Raw genomic sequence first — 24,073 nt, forward strand, 5'->3', positions numbered from 1 at the left:
GTTATCCTACCCTTGTCACCTTCACATCACCGATGAACGTATTGACGATGATGCGAATTTTTTTGCCAGCCTCATAGAAATAAGGAGTCTCCATCTGAACGCTGCTCATAAATCCGTCCTTCTTCTGGTCGAATATTTTGACATCGCCCAAGAAGGAGCTCGACGTTACGATAACCCCCAAATCCATATCGTTCGGAACGAAGACCTTCACGTCTCCGATGAAGGAAGAGACCGTAATCTTCGTCTCTCCGTAAGGAACCTGCGCCTTCGTCAAGTCAATGACCGTATCGCCGATGAAATGAGAGAGATTCGTCGGCTTCAGTTCCCAATAATCGCTGCCCAGGTGCGTATCGCCGATGAACGCCGATTTGTTAAGCGTCTCCCGCTTCAGACCGCCTGACATCCCTCCCATCGGAGGCGGCGGCGGAACCGAGCCGGCGAAGGAGCCCGATTGGCCATGGAAATCATTCTTCTTCGGCTCTTTTTTCGTATAATTCGTGCCAAATTGCTCATCGAACTTGCTGTCGAAATCATAGTCCGTCGGCGGCGGTGGCGGTGGCGGCGGGGCCTGCGTATGGGAATCGTATCCCCAACCGTCCTCCTTCCAATCCTTCCGGCGATGACGCTCCCGGTCAGGGCGCGGATAATCCCGCTTCTTGAACAGCATCCATACCCCGCCTACGATAAGGGCAAGCGGGAACAGCATTTTGAAGAAATCGCCCGGCGACATATAAATGTATCCCAGATTCGACAGCAGGGAGTAGCCGCCGGCGCCAAGCAGAAGAATTCCCCACAAGGCGCCATGCAGGAGCGCATTCAAGCCAACGACGATCAGAATGACCGGCCAGAAGGTGCGGAACATCTCCCCGATACTTATATCGATGTAGCCTAACTGGCTAAGCATAAAGAAAGCACCGAGCGCGATGAGCACCAGACCGCCGAACCATCGTCCACGATTATGTTGCATGTTTCATCCCTCGCTTCTCTACCAAATGCGGCTCAAACTCATGCCGCTTCATGTATCTCTAGTGTAAGCGATGACTCGTCCGGGCGCCAGCGGCGTGAGGTTGAAATCGGCCTCGGTCTCCAGACCGAGGGGCTGGAATCTGATTCCAGCTATTCGAACAAAGCCTGTTCCGTCTCCGGGCAGCCATAGCCGGAGGCAGTTGGGGCCAAGCAGGGGATGAGCATTGTGATTGACAATCATGTGATTCATGTATATGATGTGTATGTTAGACATGCACAGTTGATATTGATGGAGGTCCCATGAAAATTATTATTTCCAACGTATCCGATCCGCCGATTTATCAGCAAATCAAGGACCAGATCAAGGATGCCATCCTGTACGGCGAGCTGAAGGAGGGTGAATTGCTCCCCTCTATTCGGGCGCTGGCCAACGATCTGCATGTGAGCGTGCTGACGACGCGGAGAGTGTATGATGAACTGGAGTCCGAAGGATTTATTACAACAAGGCCGGGCAAAGGCTCCTTTGTTGCGAAGGAGAACCTGGAGCTCTTGCTGGAATCGAAGCGGCATATGGTTGAAGTCAAGCTGACAGAAGCATGGACCACCGCCCGCGCGCTCGGAATCAGCAAGGAAGAACTCGTGGCCATGATGGAGATACTTTTCGAGGAGGAAGACCGATGAATTCAATTTTGGAGGTCGCAGGGCTTCACAAGCAAATAGGCTCATTCCGCCTGGAGGATGTCAGCTTCTCTCTGCAGGAAGGCTGCATCACCGGGCTGGTTGGCATTAACGGGGCAGGCAAGACGACGACGATCAAAGCAATCCTCGGCTTGGTGCCGGCGGATGCCGGGAACATCGCCTTATTTGGCAAGGACATTGCCGCTTATGAGCGGGAGCTGAAAAACCGGATTGGCATCGTGATGGATGAGGGCTATTTTTATGAAGATTTGACTTTGCAGGAAATGAAGAGCATCATTGCACAGGCCTATTCCCAATGGGATGAGGCCGCATTCAAGCAATACCTGTCACGCTTCAACCTGCAGCCCCGCCAAAAAATATCGACCTTGTCGAAAGGAATGCGCATGAAATATGCGCTTGCCTTGGCGCTCTCCCATCAAGCCGAGCTGTTGATTATGGATGAGCCTACCAGCGGTCTGGACCCATTGGTGCGAAGCGAGCTGATGGATATCCTGCTCGACTTTATGCAATCAGGCGGAAAATCCGTCTTCTTCTCCACCCATATCACGTCCGACCTGGACAAAGTGGCCGATGCGCTCATTTTCATGGATAAGGGCAGAATCAGGTTCGTGGAGGATAAAGATGCATTGCTGGATTCGCATGCGGTCGTCAAGGGGGACAAGACGGCACTGAACGAGGAAACGAGGACCTTATTTTTGAGTCTGGATGAGACCCATTACGGCTTTACGGGCCTGACTGGCCACAAAATGGCCGTACGCCAAAAAATGAACAATGTACTTATTGAACGTCCGACGATCGAAGATGTGATGCTTGGTTATTTGAAGGGGGCAAAATAGATGCTGCTTCATCTTGTGAAAAAAGATTTTCTCCTGGCCAAAAAGCATTTAGCCTTCATGCTGGCGGTGGCCTTTGTACTGCCGGCTTTTATTTCCTCGAAGCTTCCTGTGTCCAGCAGCTTTTTGGCGTTTTTTATTACCTGGCTTTATTTTGTGTACCTGCTCTTCAACACCGTGTCGATGATGGAATATAAATTTAAGGGCGCTGCCTTGCTTTGCGCTACCCCCTATACTCGTCAAGCTTTGGTAAAAGCAAAATATTTGTTCATTTGCACACTCTTTGCCGGATGCTATTTGATTTATACGATAATGGCCCTAATACTGCCCTCGAACCTCGAATTATTGTCTGCGGCTTCGTTTGCCGGATCGTTTTTGCTCTTTTCCCTTATATTCGGGATTCTGCTGCCGTTCCAATATCATTTCGGTTACGAGAAATCCAAATATGTATTTATGTTTTTTGTTTTTCTCACGCCGTTTGTGTCGCCGTTCCTCGCTCGGATGGCGCATGATTCCCGCTTCAGTCTGAGCATTGATCTTCCTCTCCCGTCTGCCGTGCAAGCCTGGCTTCCCGCACTGCTCGGGTTGTTGATTGGATGGATGTCGATGCGCTTGTCGATAACCATCTATTCGCGGCAAAACCTGTAATGACTTGGATGCAAAAAAGACCGCCTTAGCGGCGGTCATTGCATCTCTTAATAACAAGGGGACGATCCAGGCGCCCTCCATGGCAGCGCAATTACAATTGCTCAGGCTGTCTTTTGGAGACACGGTTCGCTTGCGGCTTGTTCAGAGCGCTTGCAGCGCCTTCCGATTCAACCGCGAATTCCGTATCCGCAGCTTCGTTACCTGCTGCGAATTCCGTATCCGCAAACGCATTTCCTGCTGCAAATTCCTTGTTCGCAGCAGCATTTGTTGCTGCCATTCCTCCCGTTACTGCAGCCGCGTTTCTTGCTGCGACTCCCGTATCTGCAGCCGTGTTTTCTGCTGCAAATTCAGCGTCAACATATTTCGAATTCGCTGGGGACATTCTGTTCGCTTTGTTGTTTTTCATCGCATTTCACCTCCTGGAGTGTTCGCCATCGTTGGCGAGCATGTCAAGGAAACGTCGTTTCCCACCACAAGTAGTATGCGATGGTCCGCCCGGCTTTATTCGCCTGGGAGGCTACTGCAGCAATTTAGGAATCGAGCCGGTTTTGAAAACGGCTTCGTTCAGTTGATTCAGCATATCCTCCGACACCTTGCCGCTGCCTTCCTGGATAAGCTGAACTTCCACTTCTTTCTTGCCCCACTGCTTATATACCTGCTTCGTTGTATGGAAATACAAGTCGATTTTATTTCCTTTAATTTTCGAACCGATATCCGTCACGATGCCGTAGCCGTAGCCGGGAATATACAAGATGCTGCCCAGCGGAAAAACGGATAGATCGGCGGCGATCGTGGACACGTAATCTCTTCGCACCTTCACGCCGGAATAGGTGATTCCGTATTCCGGATGGCCCGGTTTTTTCCCGGTCGATTCCACCCCTGCCGTATAGCCCGTGGCGATGACCTTCACGCTTTTGATCACCTGCTGCCTCCCCGGCGCCAGGTTGATGTCGGAATACGACGTCGAGGAAGTCGGAACCGCCTTGCGCGGCTCATTCGGCGCCGCTTGGTCCGGACGGGCCGGTGAATTGACATATACGATCGGAACCGGCGAAGACTGTTCGCTCCTTACATTGTATGCCCCGAGCGCGGTGAATCGGTTCCAGGCCATCGAATCTGAACCGTTCATCATCGGCTGATATGTGTCCTGCGGAAGGGTTGAGCCCCCCCATGCCAGCGCAGAAGCGGACAATCTTCCCTGCATGGCGGCAGACATCGGCCCTTGCGCCATCATGTTCGCATAGCGGTACGGATAGGCCTCGGCCGCTCCTCGGTCTGGTGCACACGCAATGGCCAGCATGCCCAGCAGAAGAATGGCCGCCAGTCGACGCCGCGAGCGCTTGGCGCGAGCGCCGGTTGACTGCATCCTCGAACGTTCTGTCCAATTTTGTTCCTTGTTCATTCCTGTCAACATATGGTTACCCCTCCCTTAGTGGGAAGGATGTCCACGGATGATTTTTTTTATGCACCATCGACAAAAAAAGAACACCCTCCGCAAGGAAGGCGTTCTTTCGACAACAGCCAGCGCAGCTCTATTTATGCTCCAATAGGGCAGGTTCAACAGACAAATGGCCGCCAACATCCAGGATCACGTCATCCTTATGAATATGGACGCTCAGCACCAGCCCGATCGATACCATATTCACCAACAACGAGCTGCCGCCGTAGCTGATGAACGGCAGCGACAGGCCGGTTAACGGAACCAGACCAATGTGCATGCCGATATTGACGAAAATTTGAAAGACCAGCATCCCGGCAAGTCCGATAACGAGATAGGATCCTGCCAGGTCGCGGCTCTCGCGTGCGATAAGCGTCATACGGTAAATAAGAAGAAAATAAAGCAGCAGCAGCACCGAGGACCCTAAAAAGCCGTATTTCTCGCCAATGACGACATAAATGGAATCCGAATACGCGTACGGAATGTAGCCGCGGTCGATATAGAATCCCGAATCGCCCCGCAATCCGCCCGAGCCAATCGCATGCATGGCATTGTTGACATGCCATGATTTATCGGGATCGCTAGCGGGATCGAGGAAGGTCTGAATCCTCGACATTTGATGCGGCTTGACCAGCTTGGCCAGCAAATCGTGATCCGCATAATACAACCAGCATATCGTCGCGATCCCCACCGCAATCGTGCCAAGCAGCACCACCATATAGGAGGTGCGAATGTTGCCCATCCATAGCATGGCGAGCAGGACGCCGATGAAGACAAGCGCCGTGCCAAGATCGGGCTGCTTCATAATGATGAACGTCGGGACGAAGAACACGGCCCCGATCGGCAGCAGATCCGGTACGAGACGGAGCGTCCGGCCCGACCGCTTATGCAGCAGATCGGCAGCCACCAATACTGCGGCTATTTTACTCAACTCGGAAGGCTGAAGCTGGAAGCTGCCGATACTCAGCCACCGCACCGCTCCGTTGATATTCTCTCCAACGAACATCACGAGCAGCAGGAGAGCAAGTCCGATTCCGTATAACACGTAGGCAACGGCGCCCATAAGCATGGTATAATCGAACACCGCAACAAGCAGCGTCGGAATCGTGAATACGGCGAACAAGACGATGTTGTTCACATATAAGCCGTCCAGCTTGGTGCCGGCAGTAGCTCCATGCACGGCTATCGTCCCAATGACAATAAGCGCGAGCATGAGGATGACGATCGGTCTATCCATTTTTTTAAGCTTGCGAATATAGATCATATCCACCTCTTGCCATTCAATAAGTTAAAGCGATTAAACTTACATCGCAGACTCAGACGCTCGCTATCCCTTTAACTCCGGATTTAACAATTCCGCGGAAGGCACCTCCGGATCGAGCCAATTGTCAATCAGCTCCCGCGCATAGTCGAGATCCTCTTCATTCAGGATGAGATACCAGATATTATCCATGATTTTCCCTTCTCCATCCAATGAATAGCTGGTGAAGGTGGGGAGGCTGTCCTTCAATAACATCATCTTCGCCAAGCCAATCATATCACTGGGCAAAATATCGGTCTCCAGATTGTCGCCGGCAATCTCCAGAAGCTCCGGAAGATGGCTGATCTTGTCAAGCTGTACCATTCGCTTCATGAGAGCTTGCAAAAAGATACGGTTGCGCTCCATCCGGTTCATGTCCGAGTCTTCGCGATAACGAACATAGTTCAATGCTTCCAGTCCGGTATAGATCGGCTTGTTCGCTTCGATCAGGAATTTGTCATGATACTGGCTGCGATTCTGGATGTTTTCCGTGATCGGCAACTCGACGCCGTCCAGCGCATCGACGACATCCCTGAATCCTTTAAAGTTGATGGCCGCGTAATGATTGACCGAATGCTGGAGCAGCTGTTCCACGCTCTCCACGCTCATTTTGGCGCCTCCGAAGGCATAAGCATGGGCGATCTTGTCTTGCTTGTCCTTGCCCACGATCTCTGCGTATGAATCCCTCGGGATGGACAGGAGCAGAATCCGGTTATCCTTCGGCCTCACGACGGTATAGAGCATTGAATCGGAGCGCCCGACCTCCTTGTCGCGCTGATCGATTCCGAGCAGCAGCAGCGAGAACGGATCATCGTCAATACCTATTATATCCTTCGTATCATAAAGCGGTTTGTATGTCCGATCAAGTGATTTCTCCACCTTATCCGACAGGAACATATCGAAGGCGAATACGGCTAGCTGCTTGCGAAAGAGAAAGCCCCCGATAAGCACAAGGCCTGCAGCAAGCACAATAATCGCCCACTTTTTATTGAATTTCATCGTCCATCTCTCCCAAACTCATTTGGCCGCGGTATGCTGTTTTTCTCCACAGTTCGATGCCATCGTCTTTCCACACATAGACATCCATGCCCTTTTCTCCGCCGCCCAGAGCCCAGCCAAGCACAATATCGGGATAGCCGTCCTGATTAAGATCGGCGAGCCCTGCGTAATCCAGGCCGTGGCCGAACCCCTTCGTATCCCATACGACCCGCCATGCTTCATCCTCCCGCTTCAGCAAGGCCGCCTTCTGCACCTTCTCGTCTTCAATATTCGCTTCATATACGACGACGACCTCATCATTGCCGTCCCCGTCCACATCCCCGACCGAGATGCCGTTGCCCTCCTCGCCGAGAGCCGGAATCAACAACCTGGAGAAGCCCGGAAGATCGCTTAACACAAGGCCGCTGCGCTGATGGGGTTCGGGTCGTGGAGGCTGAACCAGATCGGCCGGGGCGGAAGGCATGCTGCATCCGCCTATCCACAGCAAGGAAGCCGCTGCGAGCACTCCCCATCTCCGTATATCTCTCATTGCATCCCCTTCTCTGCCTGTCTTCCACTCTAGTGTATTGGTTCATAACCAAGAATAGGTTATGAAAAGGTTAAAATTAGCTCATCTGCCGCCGCGGAAGGAACACCTGAACCTTCGTTCCCCGTCCCGGCTCGCTCTCTACCTTCAAATGTCCGCCATGCAGCTTGACGATCTCGTGGCAGATGGACAAGCCCAGTCCGCTCCCTGCTCCGCTAGTGTTTCCTTTATAAAATTTGTGCAGGACATTTCCGAGATCCTCCTCAGGTATTCCCGCTCCGGTATCCTCGACCGTAAGAATAACGTATTCCTTGAGCGCCTCTGTGCGCACAGTGACATTCCCGCCCGGCGGTGTGAACTTCATCGCATTATCCAACAGATTGATAAGCACCTGCTTCAAGCGATTGGCATCCGCATCGATGACAGGCACGGCATCTCCCGCCCTGACTTCCAGATCGAGTCCCAGTCTGGAGGCTCTCGGGGCCAGTTGTGTTCCGACATGCCGCAGCAGCTCCAGAAGCTGTACCGGGCCGCGGGACAGCGTGATCTTTCCATTCGCCAGCTTGGAGAAATCGAGCAGTTCATCAACTAACTCGGTCAATCTGTCGCTTTCCGATTCAATCACATCCAATCCCTCTTCCAGCAAATCCTTGCTGTCGCCCTCAGCTGACTTCAACGTCACCGCCCATCCTTTAATGGACGTTAACGGGGTTCGAATCTCATGGGATACCGAGGAAATGAATTCATTTTTGAGCTGATCGCTTCGCTGCAACCGGGATGCCATTGTATTTAACGTGTCTGCCAAGGCCCCCAATTCGTCCTTGTACCGCTTTCCTGCTCTTGCCGAGAGATCGCCCTCCGCCATCTGATCCGCAGCCAGCTTCAGCTCCTGAATCGATCCGGTAATCGTCCGCGACAGGAATAGGCTGACTACGGCCACAATGGCGACGACAAGCAGGCCAGCCGCAATACATAAAGCAGCAATCCAGCGAATGGTGGCAATCGTGCTTGTCAAGGAGGCCACATACCTGACGACCCCCACCGTCTTGCCGTCCGTCACCAATGGGTAGGATACCGCCAGCAAGGACTCGCCGGAGGAGGCCGATGTCCCCCGCCAGATGCCCATCGCTCCGTCGCGGGCCTCCCGGACATCCGGATAATCAATCCTGCTTCCGATAGCCTGGACGTTGACATTATCCTGAAGCAGCTGTCCCGAGGCATCAATAATTTGCACCTGTGCCGTCGTATTTTGGGAAAATCCCCGCAGCAGCCGCTCCGATTGCTCAGCCACATCCTGCCCCGAGAAATATTGCTGAAAAAAAGCGGCCGAAATTTCCGCTTGATTCACCAGGATGCGCCTGACGCTGTAATGGTAATAGTAATCCACGGACGCAATCAGGAACACTTCCAATATCGAGACCGTAATAAGGATGACCGCCAAGTAGCTGCCTACTAATCTTTGTCGGATTCCCACAATGTCATTCGTCCTTTCTCCAGCGGTACCCGGTTCCCCATACGGTCTCAATCCGCTGCGGCTTCGAGCAATCGTCTTCGAGCTTCTCCCTTAACTTCCGAACATGCACATCTACCGTCTTCGGATCGCCGACGAAGTCCTCTCCCCAGACCAGGTTCAACAGCTCGTCCCGGGATAAAGCTTTATCGGGATGCTCCATAAAGACTTTTACCATCAGATATTCCTTCGGCGTCAAGCCGATCACATCATCCTGCTTGAACAGTCTGTTCGCATCAAGGTCGAGCCGGAACGGGCCGGATTCCACGATCTGTCGCGCAGGTGCGGCTGCTTGCCGGGTCCGGCGAAGCACGGTGCGGATTCTGGCGACAAGCTCCAGCGGATTGAACGGCTTGACGATATAGTCGTCGGCGCCGAGTTCAAGGCCCTTGATCTTATCCAGATCTTGTCCACGCGCCGTGAGAAAAATAATGACAATATCAGGGTCAATCTCTCTCATCCGCTCGCATACAACAAAGCCATCGGTATCAGGGAGCATAATGTCCAGAACTACCGCATCCGGGCGGGTTGCCGCAAATCGATGGAGCGCCGCCTCTCCTTGCGCCGCCTCCGCTACCTGGAACCCGTTCCGTTCCAAATTAATCGTGATAAACCGTCTAATATTATTATCGTCTTCAACGACGAGCACTTGATTGCTGCAGGAAGTATTCATTGCTGCCTCCTTCACTCCCATTCATGCATCGATACGGGAGAATCATTAACTTCTAACAGGCCGCCGGCGCGCCGGCAAGCAGACTGGGCGTCCATTTCCAGCTTTGAGCTTTATCTTCTATTATAACGGGTGAAGGGACGATTCCGCGATCCCTCCCTTTTTCCAGCTCGCCGCAGCTGGCCTAGACCAGATCGGATGAATGGCAAAAAGCCCGAGAAGCCACCCGCGTTCAAGACGCAGACCGCTTCTCGGACCTTTCCTCCCAGACCGCATTCCTATCTTCTCAGAACAACCGGCTTCGCTGGCGAATGGCCGATCGGCTGAGGCACCGGGGAGCGTGCGTGGCGGTGATGCTGCGAATCGTCAAGCTGGCCCATCTGCTCCGGGTAGCCGTATTCGCCATGCTCGCTCAGATCGAGACCTATCACTTCCTGCTCCTCTCGTACTCTCAGGCCCGAGAATTGCTTGATGGCATACAACAGGACATAGGAAGCGAGGAAGGCAAACGCACCGGCTGCCGCGATTCCGTAGGCCTGCACCCCCAACTGATGGAAGCTGCCCGTATCGAGAAGACCTCCGGTTCCGACGCCTGCCTTGGCCGCCAGTTCCGTCGTCGCGAAAATTCCGTTCGAGAGCGTGCCCCAGATTCCGGCCATCCCATGGACGGACAATGCGTAAATCGGGTCGTCAATGCGCAGCTTATCGAACAACTTCGCACTATAGAAGACCAGTACCCCGGCGACAAGACCGATAAGCACCGCCGCCCATGGTTCCACAAAAGCGCAAGAGGCGGTAATGGCGACCAGCCCGGCCAACGTACCGTTCAATATCGTCGGAATGTCCGCTTTCCCATTCATGATCCAGCTGATCGCGAGCGCCGCTACCGCACCGGCGCCGGCACCCAATTGCGTATTCATCGCCACGTAACCGAAGAAGCCGTCATCTACAGCCAACGTGCTGCCCGCATTGAAGCCGAACCAGCCGATCCAGAGAATAAGCACGCCAAGCGTAGTGTAGACCTGATTATGTCCCTTCATCTCCCCGGAAGCTCCCTGGCCGGCAAAGCGCCCGAGCCGCGGCTTGAGCAGCAGGGTCGCCGCCAACGCCGCCATCGCGCCCGTCAAGTGAACGACGGTCGAGCCGGCGAAATCCTGCTTCCCATGCTCCGCCAGCCAGCCGCCGCCCCAGATCCAGTGCGCCACGACCGGATAAATGACAGCCGTGAACAAGACGGTGAACACCACATAGACGGACAGCTTCGCCCGCTCAGCGAAGCCCCCCCACGCAATCGACAGCGCTACGGCCGCGAAGGCGAACTGGAAGGTGAAGAATACGAACGGGGGCAGGCCGTCAGCACTCTGCGGGTTGAAAAAGAAATCCCCCCAGCCGATAAATCCGTTGCCGCCGCTCCCGAAAATGAGGCCATAGCCGACAGCCCAATAGACCAGCGAGCACAATCCGACCGTGAACACCGTCTTGCCTGCGATATGGCCCGCATTCTTCATGCGGGTCGATCCCGACTCCAGCAGAATGAATCCCGCCTGCATGAAGAGGACCAGAACGGCCGACAGCATGACCCAGAGCGCATTCATCCCTGTGTTCAGCATCTCGGCGGACGGACCGTCCGCTGCCGATGCCGCAACCGGTATAGTTAACCCCCAGCCGATCCCGAAAAGCATAGCCATTGTCCATCGTCCCCATCGAATCGTGTTGCGTCTTGATTGGATGCTCTGCATAATCTCCACTCCCTTTTTGTGTCAGATAACATAACACAAATTTGATTTATTATTGGTGATTATAGGGGTGAGATCGCCTTATTTCAATGGGTTTTCAAGATAATGTATATTTTTCTGCAATTAATGTAAATGATTCTTACACAAACACTTCACTTTCTATGTCAGGTTTATAGCAAAATACCGCAGGGGATACTTCCCCCCACGGTATGGATGCCGATTTCGATGTTATTGGAATACTTGGGAAATCGGATTTTCAGTAAATTTCTCTTTATAGATCGTGCCGTCCTGCTTGAATACTTTATACTGTTGGAAATTCTGCGTCGGGAACAGCGTGCTGAAGCCGGCCATTGGCAAAAAGGCCTCTGCCGCCTTGTCATTGACATGATCATCCGTCCAGAAATAATGCACCACGAGCCGGTTCTTGTTGTACGGATGAACCGTGCCGTAAGCGCCATAGAGACCGCGCTTGCTCATGACTTCCTTCCACGGGAAGCCGGATTGCGCCGACTTCTCGACGAGTTGAGGCTTCATCGCTTGCACGAATGCGTTCTTCGACGAATTGCCAATCGCGATAACATTGCTCTTTGCCAGCGTCGTCTCCATATTCTTCTTGACCGCCTGCCGCTCCGTCAACACCGTAGCCTTCAAGCCCGACATATCCAGCATATTAAGGAGGCTGTCCTTCACGATCTCCTGCTGCGCCGCGGCTTCCGGGCTTACGGCATCGCTCAGCACGATCGCGAGCGGCTCGCCATGCAGCGTCTTGGACATGATGCGAACCATCGATTGTTGCGGAAGATCCGGATGCTGCCCAAGTATGCCGTCGTACAATTGGGTCATCGTCGTCCGGTTGAAGTTCGCCTTCTCCGCTTCGGTCAACCGGAATTCAGGCTTGAGCTCATAATTCGGCTTGTTCAGATTATCATCCATCCGCTGGCGAATCTCGGTCCCGAACTGATCCTCTACCGTCTGCAGCAGCCCTTCCACCGTCGCGTTCCGGTAAGCGTAGCGATCATAATACGCCTTCATGAACGCATCGAACTTGGCTTGCCCCACCGTACGGTACAGCTCATAGATGGCCAGACGGCCTTTTTTGTAGAATACGGCATCGGGAGAGTCGCCCACATTGTCATTCGTCGAGTTAATCGTTTCTTCCAGCGGAAATTCATCCATCCGCACGCCGTCGAAGCCGGCCATCTTATTGCCCTGCTCTTCATAGAAATAAGCCATGGCGAAGTCGGCGAAGCCTTCATCAAGGAACGATTCATGCTCCGAATCATTGCCGATGATGGAATGGAACCATTGATGCGCAATCTCGTGCACGAAGGCTGTTTTACTTTCCGGATCGTCCTGCGCACTGACCAGCCCCATCTGAATGAGTCTGGAGAATTCAACAGCGACGCCCTCGACATGGGATTCCACAATGCGGAATTCCGGATAATCGTAAGGACCGAACTTCTCACTGAAGAAGGTAATCGCCTTGAACGCCTGATCGATATATTGGTTAATGATGTCCGTCTTCTTCGGATCATTGTCGTCATTGTAATAATAATATTCCACGGTCAAGCCGTTCACCGTCTTGCTCGCCTTATGGTACTTGGGACTGGCGAAGAAGACCAGCTCCCGGGTGTTGTCGGCCTGGGCCGTGACCGTTTTGCGTCCAGGCTCTGCCACCGCCTCGGACAACTGGCCCGGCATCGCCACTTGAAGCTTATCCGGAACATTCAGGCTGACGCTATAATCAGCCATATCATAATAATCGGATTCGAACGTCTTGCTGTACGGCTTCTTCGCCCAAGTATGCGTCTTCCCGTCATAGACCGACATGACCGGGAACCAATGCGCGCCGTTCACAATGTCTTTGTAATAGGACAGCCTCTGCATGCCGAACGGAATTTTCGTCTTGAACTCCAGCTCCAGCGTGACCGCTTCCCCTTCCTTCAACGCCTTCGCCAACAGAACCGTCAGCGCCTGATTTTCGTTCTTGAAGTCGAGCGTCTGCCCCGTGCTCGCATCCTTCACGCTAATCATATCAATTCCGCCAAGGAAGTCCTCCGGCTTCTTATCGGGATTATCCTTCGCAATCTGCTCATTGTTCCGTTCGAACATGCTCGGCTGGGTCTCCTTCGAGCGGTTCGCGTCGGCGAACAGGCGGAAGACGACATCATGCAGCTGGTCGGATGACGTATTGCGGTAGGTTACCTTCTGCTTGCCGGTAATCGTCATCTTCTCGGTGTCCAGCTTCGCCTGAATATCATATTGAACCTGTGCGGCGGCTTCGCGCTTTGTCTGTCCCGCTGCGGAAGCATTCTGAGCCGCGCCCGGCTTGGCGCTCTCCTGGGCATAGGCAGTGCCTGTCCCAGCCAGAGGAGCCGCCAGCATCGTGAAGGCCATCGCTGCCGCCAAGGTCGTATGCAGCAGTTGGCGTCCTGTCATTTTCATAAATTCCCCACTCCTTTTATCCTTGCTGGTAAGTCTTGCTGTTACTCTTATTGTAACGGAGACAAGAAGCGGCGTGCCAGTGATTTCCCTTATCGAAAACTTACAAACTTGCAACCCAACCGCCGCTCTTTTCATCTTGTCATGCTATAACGAAACAAGATTCGGGATTTTATGAGCAAGCAAAAAATGATCCTCCAGACGGGATCCTTTCACGCACGAAAAGCTTATTTTTCTACTCTAAGCCGAATTACCACTAAGTTTTTAAAATGTTGTTTCTCCAGAAGTTCCAGACCCAAACCACCGCAATCTATAACCTTCTCTATACCGTTGGCGGGCTTTTTCGATGAATGAATCATTTTCAAAATGTATATATCCAGCTAAGTATAATGCCTTTAAGTAGCGACATCCGGTTTCAGTTCCGTTTCTATACCGGGGATCTGCATGGAGCGTCCCTCATCACGATGAATCGGGCTCCGAGGAAGTTGAACAGGGCGAAGCTCCTGCACTGTCAACAAGACCCCAAAGAACAACAGAAGACGCCTGTCAGCGACAGACGTCTTCATTACTTCATATTCGTGATCACTCGGCACGTGAAGCTTCGGCTTCGTCCTCGTGCTGGCGGCCGTGCAGGTTACTATTCCTTCGGCTCCGCAATATAGCGCGTTCGAATCTCTTCCTGCATCAAGCTAATAAGCTCCGCGAGCGGCTTCATGCCCAGATCGCCTTCTCCGCGCTTGCGGACGGAGACGGCGCCTTCATTCTTCTCATTCTCGCCGACGACGAGCATGTAAGGCATTTTCTCCAGCTGCGCTTCACGGATTTTGTAGCCGAGCTTCTCGTTCCGCACATCGGCCTCTGCGCGAATGCCCGCATCCAGCAGCTTCTCGGTTACTTCCTTGGCATACGCCTCATACGTCGGCGATACCGGAAGCACCTTGGCCTGGACCGGCGACAGCCAGAGCGGCAGCGCGCCAGCGAAGTTCTCCAGCAGGAACGCCGTCATGCGCTCCATCGTGCTGATGATGCCGCGGTGAATGACGACCGGGCGATGCTTCTGCCCGTCATCTCCGACATACTCAAGCTGGAAGCGCTCCGGTAGCAGGAAGTCCAGCTGCGCGGTGCCCAGCGTCTCTTCCTTGCCGAGCGCCGTCTTGATCTGTACGTCGACCTTCGGACCGTAGAATGCGGCTTCCCCTTCGGCCTCGAAGAACGGAAGGCCCAACTCTTCGACCACTTCGCGGAGCATGCGCTGGGACATTTCCCACATCGCATCGTCCGGGAAATACTTCTCGGTATCCTGCGGATCCCGGTAGGACAAGCGGAAGCGGTATTCCTTGATGCCGAAGTCTTCGTATACTTTGCGCAGCAGCGTAATGACGCGTGCGAATTCTTCCTTGATCTGATCCGGGCGGCAGAAAATATGAGCGTCGTTCAACGTCATCGCCCGCACGCGATGTAGCCCCGTCAAGGCGCCGGACATCTCATAGCGGTGCATCATGCCGAGTTCCGCAATCCGGACCGGTAAGTCCCGGTAGCTGCGCATCTCGCTCTTGTACACCATCATATGATGCGGGCAGTTCATCGGACGAAGCACGAGCTCTTCATTGTCCAACTCCATCTTCGGGAACATATCTTCCTGGTAATGTTCCCAGTGCCCCGACGTCTTATACAGCTCGACGTTGGCCAACACCGGCGTATAGACGTGGCTGTAGCCGAGGCGCTCTTCCATATCGACGATATAGCGCTCCAATGTGCGGCGCAGCGTCGCCCCGTTCGGCAGCCAGATCGGCAGCCCCTGACCGACTTCCCGGGAGAAGGTGAACATTTTCAGTTCTTTGCCCAGCTTGCGGTGATCCCGTTTTTTCGCTTCCTCCAGGAAATGCAAGTATTCATCCAACTGCGCCTTCTTCGCGAAGGCAGTGCCGTAAATCCGCTGCAGCATCTGGTTGTCCGAATTACCGCGCCAATAAGCGCCGGCAAGGCTAAGCAGCTTGAATACCTTGATTTTGCCGGTCGAAGGAACATGCGGCCCCCGGCACAGATCGAAGAACTCGCCCTGATCATAGATGGTGATCACCGAATCCTCCGGCAGATCGCGAATCAGATCAAGCTTCAATTCGTCGCCAATCTCCTCATAGATCGCCAACGCCTCTTCCCGGGAGACGACGCGGCGTGTAATCGGCAGATTTTCCCCGATAATCCGTGTCATTTCCTTCTCGATCTTCGGCAGATCCTCCGGCGTCAACGAAATATCGAGATCGATATCATAATAGAATCCGTCCTCGATGACCGGACCAATGCCCAGCTTCACATTCGCGGCCTTATAGAGCCGCTTAATCGCCTGGGCCATCAGATGGGCGGCGCTGTGGCGCATCACTTCCAGCCCTTCCTCCGAATCTGCCGTTACGATCGCCACCTTGGCGTCATGCTCAAGCGGCGTCCCCAGATCGACCATTTCGCCGTCCAATTTACCTGCCAGCGCGTTCTTTTTCAAGCCGCTGCTGATGGAACCGGCTACTTCCTCCAATGTTGTGCCCTGCGCATACTCCCGTACGGAGCCGTCGGGCAGAGTTACTTTGACCATAGACATGATGCTGGACCTCCTCATTTCATCTGTTGCGCTGCGATATCGATATGCAACATCCGTGCGGCCCCAGCGGGCCCGCGAGTAACAAAAAACACTCGTCCCTGGAAAGGGACGAGTGTTCAAATACGCAGTTAACCCGTGGTTCCACCCTCATTCAACCGGCAGCGTCCGCACGCTCGCATCACCGCATAACGGTTCCCTGCGATCGGTCTGTCCGGTTCTTGAGCATTCGGTAACGGGAATGATTCGTTGAGCGATACTGTCCGAAGAGCCGCATGTCCGGCTTCCGGGGTTCCTGCCCAATGCTCCGAAGGGGTCAATCGGCGCGGCCTCCGAAGGGACTTGCAGCCAAGGTCCCTCTCTCTGGGCGGTTCCATCTCGCCATCGTTGTCTTCGTCACAGCATGTTGCATCGCGACTGATATCGCATTTTTGATTATGCCATATTATATGGCATTTTCGGCGGGAGGTCAAGCTGGAGCCCTGCCATTCCTCAAAAATCAGGCGCCGTCTCCTGCTTCTGCCAGAGCAGCGTTTGACAGGCGTTGCAGCGGACACAGACATGGACCCGCGATTCGAAAATTTGCTGAATCGTCTTGATGACCTGCGAATCCGGCTCGCGGGTATGAATGACGATATTTTGCGGAGAGACATTGATGAGCGTGCTCACAATCATGTCCTCCATCTCCATATCGCAATCGACCATTTCCACGATCATGCCGTCCATGACATGCTTCGGCTCCAACGGCTGCAGTTCCTCATCCAGCAAGGTAAAATCATGGCCTCCGCTATGCATCAGATGTGCCAGCGGCACCTTCGTTTCCTGAATATAGACAAAATATTTCAACAGCGCGATAAATTCCTGGTATTGCCGTTCGAGCACAAATTCATCCACGGCATAATCGACGACTTCCTGGAGCTCGGCCATATAAGGCTGAAGCCGGAAGCGGATGAATCCGTCCAGATGAAGGCAAGCATGCTCCTCCAAATAACTGCGGATAGCCCGCATCACCTTCTTTTTGCGGCGCCGCCGCGCTTCCTGGCCACCGGTATCGTCACCGCCGCTCAATAACAGCAGACAGTAATCTTCGATTTTGACGCATTCTTCCGGCTCATAGCTCGTATACTTCTGAATCAAGGCCCGCAGAAGCTGCTCTTCTTTGGCGGACAAAATGAATTCGGCCAACGCGCGGGCACTTCGATTCCACACTTCGGCGCCATGTCGCGCCAGTTGAAATTCCGGCAGCACTCCGCTGCATGCAATGGAGCTCAGCTGTTCACCGAACGTGACATCCAATTGGACAATCGTCTGTTCTTTATGTAAATCACCCAGCTCCTGCTGCAGCAATTTGCTTACAGACAAAACCTCTTCCCGTGACGCATTGGGAAGCGTTAACGTGAACAGTTCCATACGCCCACTCCTTTCTGTTCCTTATTCAGTATATGGGGCTGAAGAAACAGATATACGAAGCGGGTTCTGGAAATGAAGGAGAACCGGACAAGCACGGGAGAGTTGTTCAGACAAGCTGGTAAGATACGTCAGACAAGGTTCCGGTGAGGATCAAAGCTCTGCTGTGAGCGGCCCGTTAAAAAAAGCTCGCTTGGCGTGGTGAATTGAGGTATTGCGTATATGACCATACGTATGATGATTTAGGTGTGAAATATGTATGTAGTAACACGGGCGTGATTCAGGCGGTGAGCGATCATTCGTAAGATGAGCGTGCAGGTGATTCGTGTGTGTTTCGGGCATGACATACGATGATTGGCGTGTGATTCATACGTGATTCGAGCATGATTCGCGTGATTCATTCGGTATGCGGTGATTCATACGATGAGCGTGCCAGGGATACGTGCAGGGGATACGTGAGGACTTATCTCTCAGTAGAAAAATTTTATCTGATCGAAGTGCCTGAAAACTGCACAATGAAATGTCTATCCGATAGGCGAAGTCCTCAAAACTGCACGGTTTCTCAAGACACGTTGATTCAGTAGGCAAAATCCTGCACAAATACAGCAATTCGATAGGGACAACTTCACCTGAAAGGGAATCCTGTAAAACTGCAGCAATTTCACCCGCTTCTCTTCGACTTAGCTCAAAAGGGCCTAAAATGATGTAGCTGTGCAGCAATTCCTCGAAATGCGGACTCATTGAGCCGAAATTCCTGTAAAATAGCAGCAATTCCCTCCACACATTAAAACCCAGGACATTATGATGTCTCCAGAAGGCGATGACGCTCTGAATGCCAAGTTTCGATTAGGTAATCACCCCTCCGAAAAAAACAGGGGTTTTCCAACAGCCTGAGAAAGGCAGGAATTTCTATCAATTTCCACTTATGCAGAGCTGGGAATGGAGAATTCCTGTACTTTTGCATCATTCCCCTAAATTCTGTCTGTGAGAAAAAGGTAATCCTGTAGTGTTCCAGGATTCTACACACTCAAGCCCGATCACCCTCCACTACATAACCGGGCCGGGATACGTTCCTGCTCATATCGCGCGTAACTCCCCGTCATATCGCGAGTCCTCTCCCTGTTCACGAATCGGAATCAGAAAGTGTACGATGCTTCTCCATCCATATTGTCGCGTAATCGACAATATCTCGAACAGGAAGGAGCAAGGCGGTTGCATTCGCGACCTTTCCGACTCGGACATGATTCGTATCCCGCGCGAAATCTGCTCCAATCGCATCGAAATCGCTTGAATCTAAATCCACTTCCGTGTATTCAACCCAAGCCTTCTTATTACCTTGCATAATGGGAGCTTTCGCAATCATCTCCTTCTTGCGCTCATAATTGGCCCTGTATTCAGCCAAATGAATGGATGTATTATTGCCGTGACCGACCCCTAATAATAATATCCACCCATCAAGTTCATACAGACGAGCGATCGGCGATTGCTCGCCCAAGCCGTACGCCAGACTATGATTAGCTGTAATATACACTCGGTTGGCGCCCCAGGCAGCGAAGGAAAGCTGAGGATGACTGCTTCGGATGACGCCTCTTTGCTTGCGGAACACCTCCGGTATAGTCCCCATGTCCCAGCAAGGAGTAAAATCATGATCAAAAGCAGGCATTTGCTCCCGAATATCCTTCCACCAAGATTCTCGCACAGGCGGATTGCACCATGTCGAGGGATCAGACAAGTCCGGCGTGTGCGTTGGCATGACAAGCGTTCCTTGTTCTCCCAACTGTTCCTCTAAAGCAAATATGACTGACATGGCTCCTCCTACCATCCAACCGCCTAAGGATTTCATAGAGGAATGAAGAATCAAATTCATTCCTGATTGTACGCCCAGTTTCTCAAAGTCATTTTTCAATAGGGACGGTGTAATTAAATCTCCGCTGATTACTTCCATATGTTCATTCCGCCTTATCTTATGTCGTCATGTTCAAAACGAGCCATCATCCGTCTTATTCCCCTGCTCACATTTTGAATGAATATTTAAAACTCTTGAAGCAGATATTTGATTTGTTTAAAGGATTTACGAGGCATTAACTAGTATTTTTTACCGTTTTGAAGATGAAGCATTTCATGTACAGTTATGGTTATGTCCGTATAATAGAAGAAGGAGCGGCCTTTTGCCAGGCCGCTTTTTTGTGCGAGTAATGATAACGACACCCCAGAAGGAGGACGCGATGAATATTCTAGTTGTCGATGACGAACAGAGCATCTTGAACCTCATCCGTCTCAATCTCGAGATTGAAGGCTACACGGTACACACGGCCGCAAGCGGCCAAGCCGCGCACGAACAATGGCAGGCGCAACAGATAGATTTGATTATTCTTGATGTTATGCTTCCCGATACAGATGGTTATCAATTGCTGCGCGAGTTCCGCAACAGCAACTCAGACGTTCCCGTCATCATGCTGACCGCCAAAGGACAAATCAACGACAAGCTGCTGGGACTGCAATTAGGCGCGGATGATTACCTCGTCAAGCCGTTCCACAGCACCGAGCTGCTGCTACGAATCAAGGTTATCGAAAGACGGATGAAAAAACAAGAGCAGACGAACTCCGGATCCGGCATCATGCATTGCGGACCTTTTCATGTCGAACCGGAAAAGCGCGCGATAGTTGTGAACGGACAGGAAATTACGCTAACGTATCGAGAGTATGAGCTGCTTCTGCTGTTATTAACCAATAAGCAGCGCATCTTCACTCGCGATGATCTCCTTATGAAGGTGTGGAAGCTTGATTATCCGGAAAATACGAGAGCAGTCGATATTATGATACAGCGCCTCCGCAAAAAGCTAGGAAAAGAAGGAGAGCGAATCAAAACCATTTACGGCGTCGGATACAAAATAGATTGTTGATTTGCACGGCCATTTTGAACAAGGTGGACAACCCATGACTTTACAGAAACGCTTTCACTTGGCACTTCTTGCCCTATTCATTCCCGTCATGCTTTTTCTCTATATCGTGCTTGATATTTCTTTGCAGAATAATGTTTATCACTCCGCAGTCAATTCGCTGCAAAAGCTAAGCATAGAAGCTCAGATCTACACGATCAACTATGTGGAACGCGAACAACAAGGAAAACCAGACGTCACGCTTCAAAAAGGCGCGCCGCTCATTGCCTCATATCTGTCCAAGCGCATGGGTGTTCGTGTCCAGCTCATTAACGCGCATCATCTTGTCCTAGCTGATACCGAGCGAGGAGCGTTGTCTTATGTGAATCAGGATATGGAACAAGCGATGCTTGGCAATAAGTCCTATATGATTCAAAAGGCCTCTCCTTCTCCCTTGCTGCTGTTCTCTAGCCCAATCTACGTCGACAATCAAGTCATCGGATTAATTCGATTCCTCCAGCCCTTGGAGGAAGAATCGCAGCTGCTCAAGCGAATGAAGGTCACCTTCGCGGTCGCTTGCTTGCTTATTCTCGCTGCCGCCGTGTTGATTGCGAATCGCTTCGCCAAGTCGCTAAGCAAACCGATCGAACAGCTTCGAGATATGGCGAAGAAGCTTGCCAACGGCCATTACGGCAGCCGTATCGAACTAAGCGGTTATGAGGAAATAAGTCAGCTGGCGCATTCCTTGCATGCAATGGCCGATGCAATCGAGCTTCACATCAAGCAGCTAAGCCGGGAGAAGGACAAGCAGCGCGATTTCCTGGATCGAGTCACTCATGAGCTGAAGACGCCTCTGACCGCGATTATGGGATATTCGAACCTAATTCCACGGCTGAAGGATCCGAAGGATGTTCAAGAAAGCCTGCGCCATATTTCCGTGGAAAGCGAGCGCATGCTTACACTTGTCGAGGAACTGCTCAGCCAATCCAAGTATGGTGACAGCCCGTTCTCGGTTTCTCCTACCATATGCGATATCGCGGCGATTGCGGGCGAAGCCGTCTATATCATGCAGCCACGACTCGACAAATACCAGATTCGGCTGTACAACGAGCTAGTAACTACGATGGTTGTCGCAGATCCGGATAAGACGAAGCAGATTTTCCTAAACCTGCTCGATAACGCAATCAAATATAGCGATGCATCCGAACTAGTGATTCAACAGACATCAAGCGATGATGCAGAGCGAATTACGATCCGGGACGATGGAATCGGCATAAGCCATTCACTCATTGCACGGTTCGACAGTTCTTCATCGGACACAGCCCTAACATCGGACGCAGGCAATGGCTTCGGATTGCTCATATGCAAGCAGCTGATGGCCCTGCAAGGAGGAGAAATGTCCATACAATCCAAGGATGGGATCGGAACGACGATCACGCTCCAATTCCGCTCGCCGGCAGCATTGGATACACATCCCCTGCCAACATGCTCGAAATAATACATTTATGAAACAATTACGAAGAGATTATGAAATGATGATTGTTTATGCTGAGCAAGGAGAGTAATGCAGAATGAACAAGCTTATATGGAGTGCCTTTCTTTTTACGGGAATCATTCTATTGCTGTCTGTTGCCGGCTTCTTCCTGAATGAGCAGGTCTATCAGAAGGTCGGCATTATCAACGATAAGCATGAAGTATTGCGAAAAGTAAGCGATTCCCTTCCTGTTCAAGCAACAATTTCTCATCAGAAATGGGGATCTTTGCATGTCAATGACGAGGTAAGTCTGCACGCGTTCGTATCCTATGTGGATCGGATCAAGCAGGAGTATGAACCGAAGCTGTCTACGGATACCGACAGTGAACAGGCCATTCTCTCGGGACGCATCCAATATTTGAACGGAAGCGAGCAGACCTTTGAGCTTGGCAGCACCTTTACCCTAGGCAAATGGTCTTACGGCCCTGGACATGAGACTCCTCTGCTGTCTGCCCTGGAGACTCAGCTGCAAAGTCTTTATTATACGCCCGAGCATTTCGCACAATTCATACGAACTGCAAAGGGGCTCACTTTCCGCTCTGACGGCGTACAAGGAAATTTGCCTGATCATGAAAAGGGTTACTTGGTGTCCAGCATTCAACAAGCATTGGAAATCAAAGATCTGGTCGAAATTAAGCAATTGTTGCTCCGCAAGCAGAAGCCGCTCGGCTCTATTACTGCATACAAGGAGGACAAGGAGCTGAACAATGACCGCAGCAATATCCTGCATATTGTCGTGTATTCCGACTATGTCGTCATGCAGTATATGGGCGATGACAACGGAAATTCGATCTATTTGCAGGCAGGCTTGGAGAAGCTGCTTCATGGAAAGAACGCAAAGGCGGATATAAGATGACACGATTACTCTACCTATTACTATTCGTCTGTCTAGTTACGCAGGCAGGCTGTTCCAATGATCATCATGCCATTACTGTGGATGAGCATGGTACGCCCGACTTGAAAGGGCGCCATCTCGTTGTATACGTGGCCGCTCGTGAAGAAGTCGGCAGTGCATTACTGTCCTCCTTCTGTCAACAAACAGGATGTACGTACGAATACATTCGGCTGTCGACAGAGGAGATATTGCGCCGCGTGTCGCAAGAATCATCGAAGCCGCAAGCGGATCTCGTCATTGGCGGAACGATCGATGCGCACATGACGATGAAGGAAGAGGATCTATCCTCCCCGATTCGCAGCGCCAATATGGATCTTATCCCTTTCCCGTTCAGGGATGAGGACGGGTATTGGGCTGGTTACGAAGTGGAGCAGTTATCCATTGCGGTTAATCGCGAACGCTGGAATCAAGAATTTGCGCCGCTCGGGTTGAAGTTCCCTGCAACGTGGGAAGACCTGCTTGATCCAGCATATCGCGGCAAGCTCGTCATGCCAGATCCGAATTATTCAGGAACCGCGTACACGTTTATCGCCTCGTTATACGATGCATGGGGCGAGCAGAGAACTACCGATTATTTGCGGCAGTTGAACCCCAATATCGGTCTGCTTACTGTAAACGGCTTCATGCCGGCACAATACGTCAGCTCGGGCGAGTATGCAATCGGTATCAACTTTCTGGGAGATCAGCGCAAGCTGCGCGAGGCCGGGTTCGATATCGTGAGCAGCGTTCCGATCAAAGCGAGCCTATTCGTCAATGGCATATCGAAAATTCGGAACGGGCCCAATGAGGCCGCTGCAGACTGGTTCATCAACTACAGCTTGTCACAAGAGGCTGCAGCTGTCTTGGAACGAGTGTCTTACGGCACCCCGACCGTTCACGAGAACAAGCAGGATGCAGCGAATTCCGCTGTCTTACCTGTACACAGTTCCATGCGTAGGCATGAACAAATCATTGACCTTTGGAACAGAATGCGTGCGGACAAAAAAGGTCAAGGAGAATGA

General features: G+C 52.1%; 20 protein-coding genes. 7 read left to right on the forward strand and 13 right to left on the reverse strand.

The genetic code is table 11. The features are described 5' to 3' along the window. Nucleotide 1: 1 nt before the first annotated feature. The gene (gene liaF, locus FLT43_RS09470) at nt 2–967 is read right to left on the reverse strand and encodes a cell wall-active antibiotics response protein LiaF (RefSeq protein ID WP_087445120.1); all 966 of its coding nucleotides are present in this window, start codon (nt 965–967) and stop codon (nt 2–4) included. A 299-nt stretch (nt 968–1,266) separates the two neighbouring features. Here liaF and FLT43_RS09475 point away from each other — a divergent pair, with 299 nt between their 5' ends. From FLT43_RS09475 to FLT43_RS09485, 3 genes are read left to right on the forward strand one after another with little or no spacing between them, the layout of a single operon-like run. Further along, nucleotides 1,267–1,647, forward strand: coding sequence for a GntR family transcriptional regulator (locus FLT43_RS09475; RefSeq protein WP_087445119.1), 381 nt, complete (start codon nt 1,267–1,269; stop codon nt 1,645–1,647). After that, entirely contained in the window at nt 1,644–2,501 is an 858-nt protein-coding gene (locus FLT43_RS09480; RefSeq protein ID WP_087445118.1) for an ABC transporter ATP-binding protein, read from the forward strand. The genes FLT43_RS09475 and FLT43_RS09480 overlap by 4 nt, the downstream gene beginning before the upstream one ends. Beyond that, complete coding sequence (locus FLT43_RS09485; RefSeq protein WP_087445117.1) at nt 2,502–3,146, forward strand: ABC-2 transporter permease; 645 nt, start codon at nt 2,502–2,504, stop codon at nt 3,144–3,146. Between the two features lie 91 nt (nt 3,147–3,237). Here FLT43_RS09485 and FLT43_RS09490 read toward each other — a convergent pair whose 3' ends face one another. The 12 genes from FLT43_RS09490 to FLT43_RS09550 all read right to left on the reverse strand — a co-directional run bounded on the left by FLT43_RS09490 (nt 3,238) and on the right by FLT43_RS09550 (nt 19,709). Then, nucleotides 3,238–3,552, reverse strand: a complete 315-nt coding sequence (locus FLT43_RS09490; RefSeq protein WP_087445116.1) for a hypothetical protein — start codon at nt 3,550–3,552, stop codon at nt 3,238–3,240. 111 nt (nt 3,553–3,663) lie between these two features. Further along, complete coding sequence (locus FLT43_RS09495) at nt 3,664–4,560, reverse strand: 3D domain-containing protein (RefSeq protein WP_174818232.1); 897 nt, start codon at nt 4,558–4,560, stop codon at nt 3,664–3,666. Between the two features lie 118 nt (nt 4,561–4,678). Then, nucleotides 4,679–5,848 (reverse strand): FtsW/RodA/SpoVE family cell cycle protein, encoded by a 1,170-nt coding sequence (locus FLT43_RS09500; RefSeq protein ID WP_087445115.1) that lies wholly within the window; start codon nt 5,846–5,848, stop codon nt 4,679–4,681. Nucleotides 5,849–5,911: 63 nt separating this feature from the next. Continuing rightward, a complete protein-coding gene (locus FLT43_RS09505; protein ID WP_087445114.1) occupies nt 5,912–6,883 on the reverse strand; it encodes an LCP family protein in 972 nt (323 codons plus the stop codon). Further along, nucleotides 6,870–7,412, reverse strand: coding sequence for an FG-GAP repeat domain-containing protein (locus tag FLT43_RS09510; RefSeq protein WP_087445113.1), 543 nt, complete (start codon nt 7,410–7,412; stop codon nt 6,870–6,872). Before FLT43_RS09510 ends, FLT43_RS09505 begins: the two co-directional genes overlap by 14 nt. Before the next feature lie 76 nt (nt 7,413–7,488). Next, nucleotides 7,489–8,883 carry a HAMP domain-containing sensor histidine kinase gene (locus FLT43_RS09515; protein WP_087445112.1) on the reverse strand — a complete coding sequence of 465 codons (1,395 nt, stop codon included), beginning with the start codon at nt 8,881–8,883 and terminating at the stop codon, nt 7,489–7,491. A 4-nt stretch (nt 8,884–8,887) separates the two neighbouring features. Further along, on the reverse strand, nt 8,888–9,592 hold the full coding sequence (locus FLT43_RS09520; protein ID WP_087445111.1) for a response regulator transcription factor: 705 nt from the start codon (nt 9,590–9,592) through the stop codon (nt 8,888–8,890). Nucleotides 9,593–9,867: 275 nt separating this feature from the next. Beyond that, on the reverse strand, nt 9,868–11,328 hold the full coding sequence (locus FLT43_RS09525) for an ammonium transporter (protein ID WP_087445110.1): 1,461 nt from the start codon (nt 11,326–11,328) through the stop codon (nt 9,868–9,870). Nucleotides 11,329–11,553: 225 nt separating this feature from the next. Then, nucleotides 11,554–13,770 carry a M1 family metallopeptidase gene (locus tag FLT43_RS09530; RefSeq protein WP_087445109.1) on the reverse strand — a complete coding sequence of 739 codons (2,217 nt, stop codon included), beginning with the start codon at nt 13,768–13,770 and terminating at the stop codon, nt 11,554–11,556. Nucleotides 13,771–14,404: 634 nt separating this feature from the next. Continuing rightward, nucleotides 14,405–16,360 (reverse strand): threonine--tRNA ligase, encoded by a 1,956-nt coding sequence (thrS, locus tag FLT43_RS09540; RefSeq protein ID WP_087445108.1) that lies wholly within the window; start codon nt 16,358–16,360, stop codon nt 14,405–14,407. Nucleotides 16,361–16,849: 489 nt separating this feature from the next. Further along, nucleotides 16,850–17,767 carry a putative sporulation protein YtxC gene (gene ytxC / locus FLT43_RS09545; RefSeq protein WP_087445107.1) on the reverse strand — a complete coding sequence of 306 codons (918 nt, stop codon included), beginning with the start codon at nt 17,765–17,767 and terminating at the stop codon, nt 16,850–16,852. A gap of 1,120 nt (nt 17,768–18,887) precedes the next feature. Continuing rightward, the gene (locus FLT43_RS09550) at nt 18,888–19,709 is read right to left on the reverse strand and encodes an AAC(3) family N-acetyltransferase (RefSeq protein WP_087445106.1); all 822 of its coding nucleotides are present in this window, start codon (nt 19,707–19,709) and stop codon (nt 18,888–18,890) included. Between the two features lie 280 nt (nt 19,710–19,989). Here FLT43_RS09550 and FLT43_RS09555 point away from each other — a divergent pair, with 280 nt between their 5' ends. The 4 genes from FLT43_RS09555 to FLT43_RS09570 all read left to right on the forward strand — a co-directional run bounded on the left by FLT43_RS09555 (nt 19,990) and on the right by FLT43_RS09570 (nt 24,073). Then, nucleotides 19,990–20,667, forward strand: a complete 678-nt coding sequence (locus FLT43_RS09555) for a response regulator transcription factor (RefSeq protein WP_087445105.1) — start codon at nt 19,990–19,992, stop codon at nt 20,665–20,667. 34 nt (nt 20,668–20,701) lie between these two features. Continuing rightward, on the forward strand, nt 20,702–22,141 hold the full coding sequence (locus FLT43_RS09560; protein ID WP_087445104.1) for a sensor histidine kinase: 1,440 nt from the start codon (nt 20,702–20,704) through the stop codon (nt 22,139–22,141). Nucleotides 22,142–22,214: 73 nt separating this feature from the next. Then, a complete protein-coding gene (locus tag FLT43_RS09565) occupies nt 22,215–23,033 on the forward strand; it encodes a DUF3919 family protein (protein ID WP_087445103.1) in 819 nt (272 codons plus the stop codon). Next, nucleotides 23,030–24,073, forward strand: a complete 1,044-nt coding sequence (locus FLT43_RS09570; RefSeq protein ID WP_087445102.1) for an ABC transporter substrate-binding protein — start codon at nt 23,030–23,032, stop codon at nt 24,071–24,073. Before FLT43_RS09565 ends, FLT43_RS09570 begins: the two co-directional genes overlap by 4 nt.

This window comes from Paenibacillus thiaminolyticus, assembly GCF_007066085.1.
In the GTDB taxonomy this organism is placed as follows: Bacteria; Bacillota; Bacilli; order Paenibacillales; family Paenibacillaceae; genus Paenibacillus_B; species Paenibacillus_B thiaminolyticus.

Bases quoted from the DNA above. Each gene is read 5' to 3' on its own strand.
- liaF (WP_087445120.1), bottom strand. From the start codon at position 967: ATGCAACATAATCGTGGACGATGGTTCGGCGGTCTGGTGCTCATCGCG.
- FLT43_RS09475 (WP_087445119.1), top strand. From the start codon at position 1,267: ATGAAAATTATTATTTCCAACGTATCCGATCCGCCGATTTATCAGCAA.
- FLT43_RS09480 (WP_087445118.1), top strand. From the start codon at position 1,644: ATGAATTCAATTTTGGAGGTCGCAGGGCTTCACAAGCAAATAGGCTCA.
- FLT43_RS09485 (WP_087445117.1), top strand. From the start codon at position 2,502: ATGCTGCTTCATCTTGTGAAAAAAGATTTTCTCCTGGCCAAAAAGCAT.
- FLT43_RS09490 (WP_087445116.1), bottom strand. From the start codon at position 3,552: ATGAAAAACAACAAAGCGAACAGAATGTCCCCAGCGAATTCGAAATAT.
- FLT43_RS09495 (WP_174818232.1), bottom strand. From the start codon at position 4,560: ATGTTGACAGGAATGAACAAGGAACAAAATTGGACAGAACGTTCGAGG.
- FLT43_RS09500 (WP_087445115.1), bottom strand. From the start codon at position 5,848: ATGATCTATATTCGCAAGCTTAAAAAAATGGATAGACCGATCGTCATC.
- FLT43_RS09505 (WP_087445114.1), bottom strand. From the start codon at position 6,883: ATGAAATTCAATAAAAAGTGGGCGATTATTGTGCTTGCTGCAGGCCTT.
- FLT43_RS09510 (WP_087445113.1), bottom strand. From the start codon at position 7,412: ATGAGAGATATACGGAGATGGGGAGTGCTCGCAGCGGCTTCCTTGCTG.
- FLT43_RS09520 (WP_087445111.1), bottom strand. From the start codon at position 9,592: ATGAATACTTCCTGCAGCAATCAAGTGCTCGTCGTTGAAGACGATAAT.
- FLT43_RS09525 (WP_087445110.1), bottom strand. From the start codon at position 11,328: ATGCAGAGCATCCAATCAAGACGCAACACGATTCGATGGGGACGATGG.
- FLT43_RS09530 (WP_087445109.1), bottom strand. From the start codon at position 13,770: ATGAAAATGACAGGACGCCAACTGCTGCATACGACCTTGGCGGCAGCG.
- thrS (WP_087445108.1), bottom strand. From the start codon at position 16,360: ATGTCTATGGTCAAAGTAACTCTGCCCGACGGCTCCGTACGGGAGTAT.
- ytxC (WP_087445107.1), bottom strand. From the start codon at position 17,767: ATGGAACTGTTCACGTTAACGCTTCCCAATGCGTCACGGGAAGAGGTT.
- FLT43_RS09550 (WP_087445106.1), bottom strand. From the start codon at position 19,709: ATGGAAGTAATCAGCGGAGATTTAATTACACCGTCCCTATTGAAAAAT.
- FLT43_RS09555 (WP_087445105.1), top strand. From the start codon at position 19,990: ATGAATATTCTAGTTGTCGATGACGAACAGAGCATCTTGAACCTCATC.
- FLT43_RS09560 (WP_087445104.1), top strand. From the start codon at position 20,702: ATGACTTTACAGAAACGCTTTCACTTGGCACTTCTTGCCCTATTCATT.
- FLT43_RS09565 (WP_087445103.1), top strand. From the start codon at position 22,215: ATGAACAAGCTTATATGGAGTGCCTTTCTTTTTACGGGAATCATTCTA.
- FLT43_RS09570 (WP_087445102.1), top strand. From the start codon at position 23,030: ATGACACGATTACTCTACCTATTACTATTCGTCTGTCTAGTTACGCAG.